The following is a 15601-nucleotide window of genomic DNA, read 5'->3' on the forward strand; positions in this document are numbered from 1 at the left end:
TAAGTCGTTCATTCGGCCGCGGCAACGTTGAGCCAGCGGTCGAGCGTCTCGGGCGATGCCCGCAGCGCCGCGCTCGAGGACTGATGCACGATGCGGCCGCGGTCCAGGATGATGGCGGTCGAGGCCATGGCCAGGGCGATGACCGGATGCTGCTCGACCACGATCGTGGTCATGCCTTCCTGCGTGTGCAGCGCGATGATGGCGGCGCCAAGCTCCTCGACGACGATGGGCGCCAGGCCCTCCATGGGTTCGTCCAGCAGGAGCAGGCGCGGGTTGGTCATGAGCGCGCGGCCCACGGCCAGCATCTGTTGTTCTCCGCCGGACAGCTCGTTGCCCAGGTTGGCGCGCCGCTCGCGCAGCCGCGGGAACAGGCCGTAGACCCGGTCCAGCGTCCATGGGCCGCGGCATGCGACCACGGTCAGGTTCTCCTCGACGGTCAGCGACGCGAACACCTCGCGCTCCTGCGGCACCCAGCCCAGGCCGGCGCGAGACCGCTGGCAGGCGTCCAGCCTGGCGATGTCGCGGCCCTGCCAGAGAATGCGCCCGCCCGTCAGGCGCGTGTTGCCCATCAGGGTTTCGAGCAGGGTGGTCTTGCCCACGCCATTGCGTCCGAGCACCGCCAGGCTGTCGCCGGCGCCCAGGCAGAACGAGAGATCGTCCAGCACCATCGCGTCGCCGTAGCCGGCGCGCACGTGCTCCAGTTGCAGCAGGCTGTCCGTCGCATTCATGCGGATGCCGCCTCCAGGGGGGCCGCCTGGCCGAGATAGGCCTCGCGCACGCGGGGGTCGCGGGCGATGTCGCCGGGTAGCCCGGTGGCGATGAGGCGGCCGGCGACGAGCACCGAAATGCGCTGCGCGAAGCGGAAGACGAGGTTCATGTCGTGTTCGATCAGAAGGATGGCGATGTCCTGGGGCAGTCGATCCAGGACCGCGAAGACATGGCGGCTGTCGGCCGCCGAGACGCCGGCAGCCGGTTCGTCCAGCAGCAGCACCTTGGGCTTGCGCGCCAGCGCGAGCGCGATTTCCACCAGCCGCTGCCTGCCGTAGGCGAGCTGCCGGGCAGGCCGGTGCGCGTCCTGCGCCAGGCCGATGCGCTCGAGCAGTTCCCAGGCCTCGCCGGCCGCCGGCTCATGCCGGCGCAGCGACCCGAACAGCGAGCGGACGGCTCCGGTGCGCGCCAGCACGACCAGCGTGACCGCCTCCAGCACGGTCATGTCCAGGAACAGCGTATTGATCTGGAAGGTGCGCACCAGCCCCAGGTCCACCCGTTTGTCGGGCGGCGCCGCGGTCACGTCCGCGCCGTCCAGCAGGACGCGGCCCGAGGTCGGGCGCAGCATGCCGGTCAGCAGGTTGATGAAGGTCGTCTTGCCCGCGCCGTTCGGGCCGATCAGCGCATGCCGGTCGCCGGGAGCGAGCGACAGGTTCACATGGTCGGTCGCCACCAGCGCGCCGAAGCGCTTGCACAGGTCGACGGTCTGTATCATTGTTGCGCCTCCTTGTGCGCCAGGCGCCGGGCCAGCCGCGCGGCGGTGCCCATGATGCCGCCGCGGGCAAAGAAGATGGTGAGCACCAGCAGCAGGCCCAGCCAGAAATGCCAGTAGGCGGGGCTGATGCCGGACAGCAGGTCGCGGCCCACGACGAATACCAGCGCGCCGATGAAGCCGCCGTACAGGTAGCCCACGCCGCCCAGCGCGGCGATGATCAGGATGTCGGCCGACCGCCCGAAACCGAGCGCATCGATGGTGATGAACTGCGTGATCTGCGTCGTCAGCGCGCCCGCGACGCCCGCCACCGCCGCCGAGGCGACGTAGGAGATCGCCAGGGTGCGGCCGTCGTCGATGCCCACGGCCAGCGCGCGCCGGCGGTTCATGCGCGTGGCATGCAGGGACAGGCCATAGGGCGAATTGACCAGCCTGCGCACGAGGTAGAGCGTGACGAAGGCTACGATGGCCGCGTATGCGTAGGCGGTCGATCCCATGAGGTCGAACGGGAAGAGGCCGAGCAGCGGCGCGAACTCGATGCCTTGCAGGCCATCGATGCCGCCGGTGATCGCGGTGGCCTTGTTGGCGGCCTCGTACAGCACGAGGCCGATGGCCAGCGTCACCATGAGCCGGCTCAGGTCGGTGCCCCGCACGACCAGCCGGCTGCCGAGCGCGCCCGCGCATGCCGTGACGGCGGCGGCGATGGCCAGCGCCGAGACCGGTTCGTGCCAGCCGTACTTGCCGAGCCAGCCGGCGGTGAACGCGCCCACGCCGAAGAACGCGGCATGTCCCAGGGTGACGATGCCCGCGTAGCCCAGCAGCATGTCGAGCGACAGCGCGAAGATGCCGGTTACCAGTACTTGCGCGCCCAGGCTGCGGTGATCGGGAAAGACGAAGAAGGCCGCGACGACGAGCGTCCAGAACACGAGCTCGGGCACGCGCCAGCGCGAGCGGTCCAGCAGGGGGCGCAGCGGGCTGCCGTTCATGCGGCCCTCCTGCGCGCGAAGAGGCTGTAGAGGCCTTGCGGCCGGTACAGCAGGACCAGCGCCATGAGCACGTAGATCATGAAGGCCCCGAACTCGGGGACGTAGTATTTGCTGCCGATGTCGCAGATGCCCAGCAGCATGGCGGCGAAGAAGGTGCCGTTGACCGAGCCGGCGCCGCCCAGCACCACCACGAGCAGGCACAGCACCAGCGTGCGCGTGGCGAAGGCCGGATCCAGGCCCAGCACCTCGGCCCCGAGCGCGCCGCCCAGCGCCGCAAGCCCGCTGCCGATCGCGAAGGCGATCATGAATACACGCTTGACCGGTATGCCCATCGCGGCCGCGATGCGCTGGTTGTCGACCGAGGCGCGGATCATCGCGCCCAGGCGGGTCGAGTCGAGTCCCCAGTTCAGCAGGGCGAGCAGGGCCAGGCCCGTGCCGAGCAGCATCAGCCGGTACTTGGAGACGCTGAGATCGCCCAGGTACCAGCGGCCGTCCAGGTACTCGGGCACCCGCACCGCCTGTTGCGACGGCCCCCAGAAATAGTGGACGATGCCGCCGGCCATCAGCATCAGGCCGAAGGTCAGGAGGCTCTGGTCGAGCGCCGTGGCGCGATAAAAGGGCGCATAGACCACGCGTTCCAGCACCAGGCTGGCCAGGGCGATCGCCGCCACGACCACCGCCACCGACGCGAAGAACGGCCAGGCCAACTGGTTGACCAGCGTGACGAGGAAATAGCCGCCGAACATGGCGACGGCGGTGTGCGCGAGGTTGACGAAACCCATCAACCCCAGCGTGATGGACAATCCGAGCGCGATCACGAACAGCATGGCGCCGTACGACGTTCCATCGATGATCACGCCGACGAAGTCGGTCAGCATGCGGACTCCTTTGGCTAGCGGGCCTTGACGGCCTCGATCTTGTCGAACTCGACGTTGTAGAGCTCGCCTCCGACCTTCTGGACTTTGCGGATGTAGATGTCTTGCACGATGTCGCGCGTGGCGGGGTCGATCGAGATCGGACCGCGCGGGCTGTCGAGCTTGAGCCCTTTCATCGCGGCGATGAGCTTGTCGCCGTCGGTATCGCCGCCGGTTTTCTTGACCGCGGCGTAGATGACGGCCATGGCGTCATAGGCGCCCACTCCGATGAAGTTGGGCCGCTTGCGTCCCTGATCCTGGACCGCCTTGACGAAGGCGCGGTTCAGGTCGGAGTCGTGCGCGGCCGAGTAGTGGTGGGCGGTGACGGTATCCAGCGCGACGTCGCCGATGGCCGGCAGCGAGTCGTCGTCGACCAGGTCGCCCGTGCCGATCAGGCGAATGCCCGCTTGCTTGAAACCGCGTTCGTTGTACGCCTTCATGAAGGCGATGGCGGCTTCGCTGCCCGGCACGAACACGAAGATGGCGTCGGCGCGCGCGTCGCGGGCCCGTTGCAGGAAGGGCGCGAATTCCATGCTGCTGACGGGCATGCGTATTTCGCCCGCCATCTGGCCGCCGGCGGCGGTGAACGCATCCTTGAAGGCCTGCGCGGCGTCGTGCCCGGGGCCGTAGTCGGACACCAGCGAGAATACGCGCTTGATGCCGTTCCTGGCCGCCCAGGTGGCCATGGGCGCCGACGTCTGTCCGAGCGTGAATGCGGTGCGCACGATATAGGGGGATTTCTCGGTGACGATGGCCGTGGCCGCGAGCGCGATCATCGGCGTCTTGGCCGCGGTGGCGATGGGCGCGGCGGCCAGCGCGTTGGGGGTGAAGTTGAAGCCCACCAGCGCGTCGACCTTGTCGCGGGTGACCAGTTCCTGCGCGTAGCGGCGCGCGTTCTCGGGCGAGATGCCGCCGGTGTCGCGCAGGATGAGCTCGACCTTGCGGCCAGCCACGGTGTCGCCGTTGAGCTTCATGTAGGCGCGCATCGCGCTTTCGATGGACTGCCCGGCGGAGGCATAGGTGCCGGAGAACTCGGTGACGACGCCGATCTTCAAGGGCTTGTCGGCGGCATGCGCAGGGCCGTGCGCGGCCGCGGCGGCCAGGGCGCATGATGCGAGGCAAGAGCGAAGACGCAGTTTCATGATTCGGGCTACTCCTTTATTCAGGTGTGGGCGCGGGAAGCGGCGCCGCGGTTGCGAAGGCCGATCTGTTCGAACATCGCCGCCAGCAGCGGGCCGTCGGGCCGGTTGAGCTCGTCGATGATGGAAAAATGGTCATGGCCCGGCATGGGCATGAAGCGCGAGGGGTAGCCCGCGGCGGCCCATGCCCGCGCATAGCCGGCGGACTGCTCGACGAATTCGGGCAACTCCTTTTCCCCCACGGCGCAGACCAGGGGACAGGCCACGCGAGGCAGGTGCAGGAGAGGGCTGTTGCGCGCGGCGCTTTCCGCATCCAGGCGCAACCACTCGTTCATCAGCGATCGGGCCATGGGCCGCATGTCGAAGATACCGCTTACCGTCGTGATGCCCTTGACGAGGTCGGCCGGCAGGCCGTGCGCCGCCCAGTCGGTGGCCGCCGCCATGCCGGCCAGATGGCCGCCCGCGGAGTTGCCGCAAAGGAAGATGCGGCCGGGATCGCCGCCGAAGGAGGCCGCGTGGCGATGGACCCAGGCCACGCCCTTGCGTACCGCCGCGACCATGTCGTCCACGCTCGCGGCAGGCGCCAGGGGATATTCCATGGAGACCCAGATGGCGCCCGCCGGCCCGAAGGTATCGGCGGGAAAGCCGCGGTCCGATTTGCTCGATCCCTTCCAGGCGCCGCCGTGCAGGTAGATCACCACGGGCGCGTGGGGAGCGTCCGCCAGATAGACGTCCAGCGTGTGCGCGGCTCCTTCGCCGTAGGCAAGGTCGAGCCGGGTCGGCCGTCGCTCGCGCGTGAGCCGGCTGGCTTCGGCGTAGCGCTGCAGGTGGGTGCGGAAATCGGGGACCGTGGCCTCGATGTCGTAGAGTGCGGGGCGTTCGTTCATGCGGATCTCGTGGTGACGCGGTTCGAAGAAAAATTCGCGGGGGCGAGCCAATCGCCGGGGCTGTGCAGCCGGGCGGACAAGCCCTGCTGGAAGTGGTAGCGCGCGAAGGCCTGCAGCACCTCCCGGTTGGCATCCAGGCCGTACGGCCAGTAGTCCTCGCCCATCAGGTCCACCGTGCGCTGGTATTCCGCCACGACCCAGGGCAGGGTGGCGGCCAGCTGGCAGACGTCCCGGAGGTCCTGGAGCGCCATGCGCCGGGCGGCCTCGAAGCCTTGGCAGATCGCCTGGGCCAGCCAGGGATGGCGCTCGTGCAGGTCGCGCCGTAGTCCCAGCACATGCATGATGGGAAAGAAGCCGGTGCGCCGGTAGTAGTCCTGCTCGACCCGTTGATGATCGGGGAACAACCGGGCCACGTCGTCCTGCCCGGGGCCGAAGCAGGACGGCACTTTGGCGCCGACGACCGCGTCGATCTCTCCACGGGCCAGCATGCCGGACAAGTCCTGGTCCGGCACGGCCAGGATGGAGACGCCCGGGACGGTGGTGGCGGTGGCCGGCCCCGGTTCGCCCGCTTCCATGGCGGCCTCCATCCACTGCATTTCGTGGGGCTGGACGCCGTGGTCGTGGGCCAGGAAAGCCCGGATCCAGACGTTGGCCGTCGTCTTGTAGTCCGGCGTTCCGATGGTCCTGCCGCGCAGGTCGGCCGGCGAGCGGATGCCGCGGCCCGCATGGACATAGATGCCGCTGTGGCGAAAGGCCCGCGAGGGAAAGACCGGCAGCGCGACATAGGTCGGCTTCCCGGCATCCAGCGAGCGCAGGTAGCCGCTCAAGGACAGCTCGGTCAGGTCGAACTCGGGCGCCTTCGCGCGCGCGAAGGCGGCCTCGGGGTGCAGCGTCGTCGCCCGCAGTTCGACGCCTTCGATGGCGACCCGCCCGTCGATCAGCGGCCGCGTTCGGTCATAGGCGGCGCAGGCAAGCGTCAGCGTCAGCATGGTCTGAGCCTGCCCAGGATCATTTCGCGATCCCCGCGTCGGCGATCACTTTCTTCCACCGGGTCGCCTCGGCGTCGATCAGCGACGAGAACTGCGCGCGGCTGGTATTGCCGGTCAGCATGCCCATCTCCGCATAGCGCTTGCGCACCTCCGGGTCGGCCAGCGCCTGCCGGACGGCCGCGTTGAGCTTGTCCAGCACGGCGGGATCCGTGCCCTTGGGCGCGGCCAGCCCTATCCAGCTGCCCGTCTGCAGGGCGCCGAAGCCCGCTTCCGCGGTGGTCGGCACGTTGGGCAGGATGTCGAGCCGTTCGCTGGCCGCGACCGCGATGGGCTGGATCGTGCCGGCCTTGAGCGGGCCCGCGATGGGGCCGGCGGTGTAGAAGGCGACGTTGACATCGTTGCGCAGCAGGGCGAGCACGACGGGGGGCGAGCCATTGAACGGGACATGGGTCATCGAGACGTTGGCCAGGTTCGCGAAGAACTCGGCTGCGAGATGGGGCGGGGTGCCGATGCCCGGCGAGCCGAAGTTCACCTTGCCCGGCCGCTCCTTCGCGTAGGCGGCCAGTTCGCGCAGGCTGCGGGCCGGCACGGCGGGATTGACGACGACGATCGTGGGCGCGTTGCTGATCAGCGCGATGGGATCGAACGCCGTCAGCGGATCGAAGGTCATGTCGCGGTAGAGATACTGGTTCGTCGCGAAATTGTTCACGGCACCCAGCAGCAGCGTATAGCCGTCCGGGGCGGCGCGCGCCACGTCCGCGGCGCCCAGGTTGCCGGAGGCGCCGGGCTTGTTCTCGATGACGAGCGGCTGCCCGAGCTGCTTTTCCATCAGCGGCGCGATCAGGCGGAAGCTGACGTCTCCCAGCCCACCTGCCCCGTAGGGATTCACGATGCGTATGGGCCGGGACGGATAGGCATTGTTTTGCGCCCAGGCCGCGCCATGGGCGGCCAGGGGCAGCAGCACGAGGGAATATCGGGCAAGGCGATGGTGGAACGGCTTCATGGAATCTCTCCTGGAGTGACGTTTCTCCTTACCGGTGGGCGCGCCGCAGGCCGGATGCCTGGCGGCGCGCCGCGCCTTTCGCTCCGTGTATCAGGGCTCCCCGTAGAAGTTGGCGGCGTTGTCGTACAGGAACTTGCGCTTCTGCTCCTTGGTGAGGTCCTGGCGCTCGATGATCTCCATCGCGGCGTTGTCCCGCCCTTCGCCATGGGGGAAATCCGAGGAATAGAGAAGCTGGCCATCGCCCAGCAGCTTGAGCTCGTGCGCCAGCATGGCGTCGCTGGATTCGGGGCCGAGGTAGATGCGGCCCGACTTGACCAGGTCGTCCACTTCGCTCTTGGGCAGCATGCTGGGGTCGGCCATCCGGCCCTTGTTGACCTCGGCGTACTGCTTCATGCGCCCCACCGAATAGAAGATCCATTCGCCGCCGAACTCCAGGAACGCGACCTTCAGGCTGGGATACTTGTCCAGCATGCCGTGGCCGGCCATGGCCATGAAGGCCAGTTGCGCGGGCATGGCCTTGCCGATCATGTTGGCGTCCTGGATCGACTCGCACAGCTGGGCCAGCGGCGGGAAGCTCATGGCCATGTGCACGCACAGGGGCAGCCCGGTGCGCGAGAACTCGTTCCAGATCGGCTCGAAGCTCGGGTGCGACAGCATGCGGTCGCCCACGGTCCCGAACACCACGGCGGCGGCCGCGCCCATGGCGACCATTTCTTTCATGGCCAGCCGGGCCTGCTCGGCGTCCCGCATGGGCAGCAGGCCGACCCAGCGCAGACGCTTGGCCGCGTCGCGGCAGCGCGTGCCGATGTAGCGGTTGTAGGCCCGGAAGAGTTCGCCTTCCAGCGTCGCGTCCGCGGCGATGGTGGCGTATATCGTGCTGGGGAACAGGACCTGGACGTCGATGCCCAGTTTGTCCATCGCGGTGAGCCGGTCGGCGACGTCGCCCAGCGTGACACAGCCGACGGGCAGGGAGAAGGCGGTGAAGTCGCCGGCCCGGGCGCGGTTGGCGCCGTATTCCTCCAGCACCATGCCGGGGGTGTTGGCGGCGTGGGTGCCGGGTCCGAACGGGTGCGGCTCGATGCGGCCGTCCACCAGCCATGCCGTGCCCCAGTTGCCGAGCTCGTGGCCGTCGCCGAACTTGACTGGCCGCGGACGCCGCAGCCAGTACTGTTTGGGAAGGGTTTCCCACATTTCCGGGGTCATTAGAACGTGGGCATCTGCATCATAAATCTTGAATCCTTCAAGCATGTTCAGTCCTTTCACGTAATGATGGGGAAAGCAGCAGGGCTACTGGGTCAGTGGGTGGGCAAGTTCCTCCTTCGCGGTGGCGGCATTCAACCCGACAGGCCCATCAGCCGCAGCGCGGCCTGGGAAAGGGCGGAGTCGGGGGCGTTCAGGTGGGTCACGATTTCGTAGTGATTCGTGGCGGGCAACTGCATCAATTCCACCTGCCTGTCCTGTTCCTGCGCGGCGCGGACGAAGTCGCGCGCCTGCCGCTGGAATTCGGGACTTTCGCGGTCGCCGATCGCGACGACCGCCGGGCAGTTCAGGCGGGACAGGTGCCGGATCGGGCTGTAGCGCTCGATCTCGTCCGGCTGGAGTTTGACGTAGCCGCTGCGGAAGCTGAGCATCACGGGATGCAGGTCGTACATGCCGCTGATCAGCAGCGCGCTCTTGACCAGGTCGGCGGGCAGGTGCAGGGATTCCCAGTCGGTGGTGGCCAGGACCGCGGCCATGTGCGCGCCGGACGAGTGGCCCGACAGGTGGATGCGGTCCGGGTCGCCGCCGAAGCGGGCGGCCTTGGCCCGGACCCAGGCCAGCGCGCGGCGGGTCTGGGCGATCATCTCGGGCAGGCGCACCTCGGGTATCAGCGAAAAGTCCAGCACCACCAGCACGCCGCCCGCGGGAACCACGGTGCGGGCCAGGAAGGACTCGTCGTCCTTGCTCAGATTGCGCCAACCGCCGCCGTGCACATGGACGTGGATGGGCGCGCCTTGCCGCTGCGCCGGAAAGATGTCCAGGGTCTCGTGGGGGCCCGGGCCATAGGGAACGTGCCGGTGGTGCGGATATTCCTCGCGGGCGCCGGCGCTGGCCTGCGCGTACCAGGCCAGCATGGCGTCCCGGTTGTCGGCCCAGGCGCGCTGGTCATAGGCGCGATCCAGTTCTTCCTGCGTGTAGTCCAGGTAGACGCGCGCGGACGGCGTCTTCCAATGCGGCGTGAGGTCGTCCAGCCGGGTCACGTCGCCCAGCAGGAAACGGACGTTGTTCAGCGTGGCATCGTGCGCGGGCTGCGTGTGCGAGGCCACGCAGTCCTCGGGCACGACGCAATGGAACCCCAGGGCGTTCGCGTGCCGCAGCGTGGCTTCGACGCAGATGTTGGTCTGGACGCCCGCGAAGACCAGGGTGCGGATGCCGCGGGCGCGCAGCTCGTGTTCGAGCGTGGTGCCGACGAAGCCGTCGTAGCTGTGTTTTTCCAGTACCGGTTCGCCGGACAGGGGTTGGACGCCGTACCAGTCGTAGCCCCAGGTGTCGCGGTCGCAGCAGACTTCGGTGATGCCTTGCTCGGCCAGCTTGGTGCGCATGGATGCGGGCAGCAGGTCAGGCCGGTAGCAGGCGCGCAGCCAGAAGACCGGGACGCCGCGTTCCCGGGCGGTGTCGACCAGCGACCGGAGCCGGGGCACGATGGCCCCGCAGGCGGCGATGTCCTTGCCGATGACTCGCTCGACGTAGCCGCCGGGGGCGCAGAAGTCGTTCTGCATATCGATCACGAGCAGCGCGGTGTGGGAAACGTCCACCCGGGCCGCCAGGGAAAGGAGGGGCTGCGCATCCGATAAATCGCGATAGGCGTCGGCTTTCAATTCCTTCTCCATAATCGATGATTTTTTTATTTTCGATTTTTGAGTTATTTTTAGGAATAATCGATTATCTGTCAATAGAAAGATGATTTGGGCCGCGTGTTACGATGAATCAAAAGACGAGGGGCATGATGAAACTGGCATCGGTCTTGCCGGCTGGGCAGCCGGCTCCGAGCACGGGGCAGAATTTCGCAAGCACGATTGCGACCCGGTTACGCAACGACATCGTTTCCGGCAGGCGTCCTCCAGGTGCCAGGCTTTCCATCGAAGAACTCAAGGGGGACTTCGGCGTCAGCCTTTCCCCGCTGCGCGAAGCCCTGGCCAGGCTGGCCACCGAGGGCTTCGTGGTCAACGAAGACAAGAAAGGGTTCAAGGTCGCGCCGGTGTCGCGCGAGAACCTGCTCGAGGTCGCGAAGCTGCAGTCCACGCTCGAACCCATGGCCTTGCGCGAATCGATCCGGCACGGCAACCGGGACTGGGAGGACGGCATCGTCCTGACCCACCACCGGCTGTCGCGCTACGAGCGTCCCGAACAGAAGGACGGCGGGGGCGTCGACGAGTGGGAGGCGCATCACCGCGAATTCCACCTGGCGCTGCTGGCGGCCTGCCGCATGCCGCTGGCCCTGATGGTGTGCGATTCGCTCCAGCATTTCAGCGCGCGCTACCGGCGCCTGTTTCTGGCGTACAAGCCCTTCGATCGCGACGTTGCCCAGGAGCACCGTTCGCTGGTGGACGCGACGCTGGACCGCAAGGAGGACCTGGCCGCGGAGATCCTGGCCGAGCACATCGAGCGAACAGCTCGAAACATCCTGGCGGCGCTGGATGCGGGCGGCGTGGCGGCGGCGAGTTGAAGCGCTTTTCGAGGCGCGCTAGGATAGCTACATGGCCATGCACGAGCCGATATATTTTCAGTTCCGCCCCATAAACAGAACCGGCGTGCGTGGCTCAGGAGGCCGTCATGATCAAAGTCAGTGAAATCCTGCGCGTCAAGGGCGACGCGCTTTATACCGCCAGCCCCGATACCCCCGTCGCGCAGGTCGTCGATACGATGGCCCTGCAGGACATCGGCTCGCTGGTCATCATGGAGTTCGGCGAACTGGTGGGCATGCTCACCTTCCGCGAAATCATCCGGCACCTGCAGGCCAACGGCGGCTCCCTGGGCACTACCACCATCCGGTCGATCATGGACGACGCGCCGGTCACGGTATCGCCCAACACCGAAGTCAACGAGGTGCGGCGCCTGATGCTCGACAAGCACGCCCGCTACATCCCCGTCATGGACGGCCGCATGCTGCTGGGGGTGATCTCGTTCTACGACGTCGCCAAGGCCGTGCTCGAGGCCCAGGGCTTCGAGAACCGCATGCTCAAGGCCTACATCCGCGACTGGCCCGGCGAGCAGCGCGAGACCGAAGGAACGCTGTAGGGAAGAATCCCCCCCTACGCGCTTACGCGCGCCCCCCAGGGGGCGAAACCGGCGGACTGGCGGAGCCAGATCCGCGGTTTCCTGGGTCTAGCGCTAGCTTCTTGGATTGCGGCAACCGTGCTTCGCTGGCTGCCAGCGGTAGCAACGGTGCTCCAGTCCAAGAAGCGAGCGCTAGACCAAGGATGCGGTGGATCCGGCTTTGCCGGTCCACCCGCATCGCCCCCTCGAGGGGGCCCGCGCAAGCGGGTAGGGGGTGGGCTTCCCTTCAGGGTGGGCTTCCCTTCAGGGCTACAATCGAGGGGTACAATACGGCGTCCCTATCGGAGTCCAGATTTCATGCCTGGCAGCACCCTCGGAGAGCTTTTTTGCGTCACCAATTTCGGTGAATCCCACGGACCTGCCGTCGGCTGTGTGATCGACGGCTGCCCGCCCGGGATGGCGCTGGCCGAGGCCGATATCCAGGTCGAGCTGGACCGCCGGCGTCCCGGCACGTCGCGCCACGTCACCCAGCGGCAGGAACCCGACCAGGTCGAGATCCTGTCCGGCGTGTACGAGGGCAAGACCACCGGCACCCCGATCGCGCTGCTGATCCGCAACCAGGACGCGCGCAGCAAGGACTACAGCAACATCGCGGAAACCTTCCGCCCCGGGCATGCCGACTACACCTATTGGCACAAGTTCGGCATCCGCGATCCCCGTGGTGGCGGCCGTTCATCGGCCCGCCTGACGGCACCCACGGTAGCCGCCGGGGCGGTGGCCAAGAAGTGGCTGGCCGAACGCTACGGCGTGCGGGTGCGCGGCTACATGAGCCAACTGGGCGACATCCAGATCCCGTTCGAGGACTGGGACGCGGTCCACACCAATCCCTTCTATGCGGCCGGCAACAGCCGCGTGGCCGAGCTCGAGGCCTACATGGACCAGTTGCGGCGCGACGGCGACTCGGTGGGCGCGCGCATCGAGGTGGTGGCCGAGAACGTGCCGGTGGGCCTGGGCGAGCCCGTGTACGGCCGCCTGGATGCCGACATCGCCTATGCCATGATGGGCCTGAACGCGGTGAAGGCGGTCGAGATCGGAGCCGGTTTCCACAGCGTCGAGCAGCGCGGCACCGAGCATGGCGACGAACTGGCGCCGGAGGGTTTCCTGTCGAACAACGCCGGCGGCATCCTGGGCGGCATCTCCACCGGCCAGCCGATCACGGTGTCGCTGGGCATCAAGCCCACCTCCAGCATCCGCAGCCCCCGCCGGTCCATCGACAAGCTGGGCGCGCCCACCGTGGTCGAGACCCACGGGCGCCACGACCCCTGCGTGGGCATCCGCGCCACGCCCATCGCCGAGGCGCTGCTGGCCCTGGTGCTGGCCGACCATGCGCTGCGCCACCGCGCGCAATGCGCCGACGTGTCGGTCGAAACCCCCCGGCTGGGCCTGGCGCGCGGATAAAGAAAGTAACAGGGGTTTTGGGGCAAAATTGCCGCCTTGGCGTTCTTGTCTCGGGGGCAGCATGAAAAAAACCCAACGTTCTCCTGTCTTGCGCCGCGCCGCGATGGCCGCGGCGGCCCTGGCGCTGGTGGCGGCGGCCGGCTGCGAGTCGGTCAACACCACCCAGGGCGGTACGATAGGCATCGACCGCACGCAGCGCATGTCCAGCCTGGTGTCCGAGCAGCAGCTCGACCAGCAGGCCGTCCAGCTCTACCAGCAGACGCTGTCGGGGGCGCGCAGCAAGGGGCAGCTCAACACGAACGCCTCTCAACTCGCCCGGGTGCGGACGATTTCCCAGCGGCTGATCGCACAGGTGGGCGTGTTCCGGCCCGATGCGACCAAGTGGAAGTGGGAAGTCAACGTCATCGACGACAAGGAAGTGAACGCCTGGTGCATGCCGGGCGGGAAGATCGCCGTCTATACCGGGCTGATCAATACGGTGAAACCGACGGACGATGAACTGGCGGCGGTGCTGGGCCACGAGATCGCGCACGCGCTGCGTGAGCACGCGCGCGAGCGGGCGTCGGAGCAGATGGCGACGAGCATGGGCTTGAGCGTGCTGGCGGCGATCACCGGATCGCAGGCGAGTTCTGACCTGGGCGGGGCGCTGGCCAATGTGATGTTCGGGCTGCCGAACAGCCGGTTGCACGAGACGGAGGCGGACCGGATGGGGGTGGAGCTGGCGGCCCGGGCGGGGTATGACCCGCGGGCGGCGGTGACACTGTGGACGAAGATGGGGCAGGTGGGCGGCTCCGCGCCGCCCGAGATCCTGTCCACCCACCCGTCGGCCGAATCCCGCATCGCGGACCTGCGGCAGGCTTCCGAGAAGGTGTTGCCGCTGTACCAGCAGGCCCGACGCTAGCGTCCTCAAGGCGGCCGTGGCGGGGCGCGCAAGCGCGTAGGGGGGGCTTAATATACAATCAAGAGTTCCCTATCCCTGAGCGGGTCCGTCGAGGCTGGTCCTCGCGCCTGGGCGACGCCGAGAGGCGCCGAGCCGCGCGGCTGTTCATGAGCCCGTTCACTTTTTGGCCGGAATCTCATGCCTCAGACCCTTTACGACAAGCTGTGGGACGCCCACGTCGTCCATCAGGAAGAAGACGGTACCTGTCTGATCTACATCGATCGCCACCTGGTCCACGAAGTGACCAGCCCGCAGGCGTTCGAAGGGCTGAAGCTGGCCGGTCGTCCGGTCTGGCGCATCAGCGCCAACCTGGCGGTGGCCGACCACAACGTGCCCACGCACAATCGTGACAAGGGCATTGCCGATCCGGTCTCGCGCCTGCAGGTGGACACGCTGGATGCCAACTGCCAGGACTACGGCATCGTCGAGTTCGACATGGGCGACCGTCGCCAGGGCATCGTGCACGTGATCGGGCCGGAGCAGGGCGCGACGCTGCCGGGCATGACCGTCGTCTGCGGCGATTCGCACACCAGCACGCACGGCGCCGTGGCCGCGATGGCCTTCGGCATCGGCACGTCCGAGGTCGAGCACGCGCTGGCCACGCAGACGCTGCTGGTCAAGAAGAACAAGAACATGCAGGTGCGCGTCGAAGGCAAGCTGCCCGCGGGCTGCACCGCCAAGGACCTGGTCCTGCACGTGATCGGCAAGATCGGCACGGCGGGCGGCACGGGGCATGCCATCGAGTTCGCCGGCAGCACGATCCGCGACCTGTCCGTGGAAGGGCGCATGACCATCTGCAACATGGCCATCGAGGCCGGCGCGCGCGTCGGGCTGGTGGCGGTGGACGAGAAGACCATCGAGTATTTCCGCGGCCGTCCCTACGCGCCCAAGGGCGAGGCCTGGGACCAGGCCGTGGCGTACTGGAACACGCTGCATTCGGACGAAGGCGCGCATTTCGATCGCGTGGTCGAGATCGACGCGGCCGAGATCCAGCCGCAGGTGACCTGGGGCACGTCGCCCGAGATGGTGCTGCCGGTGGGCGCGAACGTGCCGGATCCGGCCAGCGAGAAGGACGAAACCCGCCGTTCCGGCGTGGCCCGCGCGCTGGAGTACATGGGCCTGACGGCCAACATGCCGATCACCGATATCAAGATCGACAAGGTCTTCATCGGCTCGTGCACCAACTCGCGCATCGAGGACTTCCGTGCCGCCGCGGCGGTGCTGCGTGGCAAGCGCATCGCGTCCAACGTCAAGCTGGCGCTGGCGGTGCCCGGTTCGGGCTTGGTCAAGGCGCAGGCCGAGCAGGAAGGCCTGGACAAGATCTTCATCGAGGCCGGCTTCGAATGGCGCGATCCCGGCTGCTCGATGTGCCTGGCCATGAACGACGACCGGCTCGAGCCGGGCGAGCGCTGCGCCTCGACCTCGAACCGCAATTTCGAGGGCCGGCAGGGCGCGGGCGGCCGCACCCACCTGGTGAGCCCCGCGATGGCGGCGGCCGCCGCCGTGGCCGGTCATTTCGTCGACGTCCGCAAGGTCAACTGAGGTAGA

General features: G+C 67.7%; 15 protein-coding genes. 5 read left to right on the forward strand and 10 right to left on the reverse strand.

Annotated elements, in window-relative coordinates; genetic code table 11:
* Positions 1-8 precede the first annotated feature (8 nt).
* The 10 genes from ABD104_RS21880 to ABD104_RS21925 form a co-directional block, all read right to left on the reverse strand.
* Positions 9-728, reverse strand: coding sequence for an ABC transporter ATP-binding protein (locus tag ABD104_RS21880; RefSeq protein WP_087839200.1), 720 nt, complete (start codon positions 726-728; stop codon positions 9-11).
* Positions 725-1483 (reverse strand): ABC transporter ATP-binding protein, encoded by a 759-nt coding sequence (locus ABD104_RS21885; protein WP_279815184.1) that lies wholly within the window; start codon positions 1481-1483, stop codon positions 725-727. The genes ABD104_RS21880 and ABD104_RS21885 overlap by 4 nt, the downstream gene beginning before the upstream one ends.
* On the reverse strand, positions 1480-2466 hold the full coding sequence (locus tag ABD104_RS21890; protein ID WP_087839202.1) for a branched-chain amino acid ABC transporter permease: 987 nt from the start codon (positions 2464-2466) through the stop codon (positions 1480-1482). Before ABD104_RS21890 ends, ABD104_RS21885 begins: the two co-directional genes overlap by 4 nt.
* Positions 2463-3344 carry a branched-chain amino acid ABC transporter permease gene (locus ABD104_RS21895; RefSeq protein WP_087781085.1) on the reverse strand — a complete coding sequence of 294 codons (882 nt, stop codon included), beginning with the start codon at positions 3342-3344 and terminating at the stop codon, positions 2463-2465. Before ABD104_RS21895 ends, ABD104_RS21890 begins: the two co-directional genes overlap by 4 nt.
* 14 nt (positions 3345-3358) lie before the next feature.
* Positions 3359-4522 (reverse strand): ABC transporter substrate-binding protein, encoded by a 1164-nt coding sequence (locus ABD104_RS21900; protein ID WP_279815185.1) that lies wholly within the window; start codon positions 4520-4522, stop codon positions 3359-3361.
* A 20-nt stretch (positions 4523-4542) separates the two neighbouring features.
* Positions 4543-5406 carry an alpha/beta hydrolase gene (locus ABD104_RS21905; RefSeq protein ID WP_087839204.1) on the reverse strand — a complete coding sequence of 288 codons (864 nt, stop codon included), beginning with the start codon at positions 5404-5406 and terminating at the stop codon, positions 4543-4545.
* Entirely contained in the window at positions 5403-6395 is a 993-nt protein-coding gene (locus ABD104_RS21910; protein ID WP_343928185.1) for a substrate-binding domain-containing protein, read from the reverse strand. The genes ABD104_RS21905 and ABD104_RS21910 overlap by 4 nt, the downstream gene beginning before the upstream one ends.
* A gap of 19 nt (positions 6396-6414) precedes the next feature.
* Positions 6415-7398 (reverse strand): Bug family tripartite tricarboxylate transporter substrate binding protein, encoded by a 984-nt coding sequence (locus ABD104_RS21915; RefSeq protein WP_087839206.1) that lies wholly within the window; start codon positions 7396-7398, stop codon positions 6415-6417.
* A gap of 90 nt (positions 7399-7488) precedes the next feature.
* Positions 7489-8589, reverse strand: a complete 1101-nt coding sequence (locus tag ABD104_RS21920; protein WP_279815187.1) for an amidohydrolase family protein — start codon at positions 8587-8589, stop codon at positions 7489-7491.
* A gap of 143 nt (positions 8590-8732) precedes the next feature.
* Positions 8733-10256, reverse strand: coding sequence for an isochorismatase family protein (locus tag ABD104_RS21925; RefSeq protein ID WP_343928186.1), 1524 nt, complete (start codon positions 10254-10256; stop codon positions 8733-8735).
* A 125-nt stretch (positions 10257-10381) separates the two neighbouring features.
* Between ABD104_RS21925 and ABD104_RS21930 the strand changes: the two genes are divergently transcribed.
* From ABD104_RS21930 to leuC, 5 genes are all read left to right on the forward strand, one after another.
* The gene (locus ABD104_RS21930; RefSeq protein ID WP_279815191.1) at positions 10382-11104 is read left to right on the forward strand and encodes a GntR family transcriptional regulator; all 723 of its coding nucleotides are present in this window, start codon (positions 10382-10384) and stop codon (positions 11102-11104) included.
* A 107-nt stretch (positions 11105-11211) separates the two neighbouring features.
* Positions 11212-11676: a CBS domain-containing protein gene (locus ABD104_RS21935; RefSeq protein ID WP_176400758.1), complete on the forward strand. Its 465-nt coding sequence runs from the start codon at positions 11212-11214 to the stop codon at positions 11674-11676.
* A 336-nt stretch (positions 11677-12012) separates the two neighbouring features.
* Entirely contained in the window at positions 12013-13113 is a 1101-nt protein-coding gene (aroC, locus tag ABD104_RS21940) for a chorismate synthase (protein ID WP_087839209.1), read from the forward strand.
* Between the two features lie 61 nt (positions 13114-13174).
* Entirely contained in the window at positions 13175-14014 is an 840-nt protein-coding gene (locus ABD104_RS21945) for a M48 family metallopeptidase (RefSeq protein ID WP_371696101.1), read from the forward strand.
* A gap of 177 nt (positions 14015-14191) precedes the next feature.
* Positions 14192-15595, forward strand: coding sequence for a 3-isopropylmalate dehydratase large subunit (leuC, locus tag ABD104_RS21950; RefSeq protein WP_087839210.1), 1404 nt, complete (start codon positions 14192-14194; stop codon positions 15593-15595).
* The last annotated feature ends 6 nt before the right edge of the window (positions 15596-15601 follow it).

This window comes from Pigmentiphaga daeguensis, from assembly GCF_039523035.1.
Taxonomy (GTDB): Bacteria; Pseudomonadota; Gammaproteobacteria; order Burkholderiales; family Burkholderiaceae_B; genus Pigmentiphaga; species Pigmentiphaga daeguensis.

Excerpts from the sequence above, each read along its gene's own strand:
- ABD104_RS21880 (WP_087839200.1), bottom strand. The coding sequence starts at position 728 with ATGAATGCGACGGACAGCCTGCTGCAACTGGAGCACGTGCGCGCCGGC.
- ABD104_RS21885 (WP_279815184.1), bottom strand. The coding sequence starts at position 1,483 with ATGATACAGACCGTCGACCTGTGCAAGCGCTTCGGCGCGCTGGTGGCG.
- ABD104_RS21890 (WP_087839202.1), bottom strand. The coding sequence starts at position 2,466 with ATGAACGGCAGCCCGCTGCGCCCCCTGCTGGACCGCTCGCGCTGGCGC.
- ABD104_RS21895 (WP_087781085.1), bottom strand. The coding sequence starts at position 3,344 with ATGCTGACCGACTTCGTCGGCGTGATCATCGATGGAACGTCGTACGGC.
- ABD104_RS21900 (WP_279815185.1), bottom strand. The coding sequence starts at position 4,522 with ATGAAACTGCGTCTTCGCTCTTGCCTCGCATCATGCGCCCTGGCCGCC.
- ABD104_RS21905 (WP_087839204.1), bottom strand. The coding sequence starts at position 5,406 with ATGAACGAACGCCCCGCACTCTACGACATCGAGGCCACGGTCCCCGAT.
- ABD104_RS21910 (WP_343928185.1), bottom strand. The coding sequence starts at position 6,395 with ATGCTGACGCTGACGCTTGCCTGCGCCGCCTATGACCGAACGCGGCCG.
- ABD104_RS21915 (WP_087839206.1), bottom strand. The coding sequence starts at position 7,398 with ATGAAGCCGTTCCACCATCGCCTTGCCCGATATTCCCTCGTGCTGCTG.
- ABD104_RS21920 (WP_279815187.1), bottom strand. The coding sequence starts at position 8,589 with ATGTGGGAAACCCTTCCCAAACAGTACTGGCTGCGGCGTCCGCGGCCA.
- ABD104_RS21930 (WP_279815191.1), top strand. The coding sequence starts at position 10,382 with ATGATGAAACTGGCATCGGTCTTGCCGGCTGGGCAGCCGGCTCCGAGC.
- ABD104_RS21935 (WP_176400758.1), top strand. The coding sequence starts at position 11,212 with ATGATCAAAGTCAGTGAAATCCTGCGCGTCAAGGGCGACGCGCTTTAT.
- aroC (WP_087839209.1), top strand. The coding sequence starts at position 12,013 with ATGCCTGGCAGCACCCTCGGAGAGCTTTTTTGCGTCACCAATTTCGGT.
- ABD104_RS21945 (WP_371696101.1), top strand. The coding sequence starts at position 13,175 with ATGAAAAAAACCCAACGTTCTCCTGTCTTGCGCCGCGCCGCGATGGCC.
- leuC (WP_087839210.1), top strand. The coding sequence starts at position 14,192 with ATGCCTCAGACCCTTTACGACAAGCTGTGGGACGCCCACGTCGTCCAT.